Source organism: Micromonospora sp. HK10 (assembly GCF_000982955.1).
Taxonomy (GTDB): Bacteria; Actinomycetota; Actinomycetes; order Mycobacteriales; family Micromonosporaceae; genus Micromonospora.
The window spans coordinates 1-324 of record NZ_KQ058706.1 but is presented as its reverse complement, the minus strand read 5'-3'; the positions used below and the strand labels follow the sequence as shown (position 1 = coordinate 324).

Below are 324 nucleotides of genomic sequence, written 5' to 3'. Positions count from 1 at the left end.
CGATCCAGCCGTGGTGCGCGGCGTCGATGTAGTTGTAGACGTTGCCGATCGCGCCGAACTTGGCCAGCGCGTAGCCGACACCGTTCACGTACGCGCCGTTGGCCTTCACCGTGTCACACATGACCGTGCCGCCCGCGTTGCCCGAGGTGTTGGTCACCAGGTTGGGCAGCGAGTCGATCTCGATGATGTTGATGATGCGGAGGTTCTTGTACTTCGAGTCGGCCTGGATCGCGGCGATCGGGTCGATGTACTCGGACTTGTAGCGGGGCAGCTCGTCCGGGCCCAGCTCACCGTTCGAGGCCAGCGCGGAGCAGTCCCGGCCGG

The 324-nt window shown here is 65.1% G+C and carries 1 protein-coding gene; it reads right to left on the bottom strand.

From position 1 onward, the window contains the following. On the bottom strand, positions 1-324 hold a 324-nt coding region (locus tag LQ51_RS05810; RefSeq protein WP_046563629.1), incomplete at both ends, for a glycoside hydrolase family 6 protein.